The organism is Arthrobacter sp. MDT2-34-1 (assembly GCF_059091365.1).
Genome location: NZ_JBNHGO010000202.1, coordinates 1 through 293, shown reverse-complemented (window position 1 = coordinate 293; position 293 = coordinate 1). Strand labels below are relative to the sequence as shown.

The 293-nt window shown below is 68.3% G+C and carries 1 protein-coding gene; it reads left to right on the top strand.

Going from position 1 to position 293, the window contains the following annotated elements:
- Window positions 1–21: 21 nt before the first annotated feature.
- The coding region (locus tag AC5RVV_RS18355; RefSeq protein ID WP_494002758.1) for a hypothetical protein at window positions 22–293 on the top strand (272 nt) is incomplete at its 3' end.

The following is a 293-nucleotide window of genomic DNA, read 5'->3' as shown; positions in this document are numbered from 1 at the left end:
GTAGCCGGCAACAGTGTGGCCGTGCACGTTCCGGACCGGACCGTGCGGCACTACTTCCTGCTCGACAGTCCCGATCGCAGCCATGAACTGCACCAGCTGGTGCGCCGCCTGGTGCGGGCGGATGTGGAGGTGTACCGGCTGCGGGAACCGCTGCAGGTGCCGGACTTCCGCCCGTACGGGCGCGGACCGCGGCCGGCGACGCTCCCGGCGGGAACGTGGTGGATTCCGATGGCGCAATCGCGCAAGCATTTTGTCCAGGCCATGCTCAATGAGAGCACGTATCCGGCCGTGCC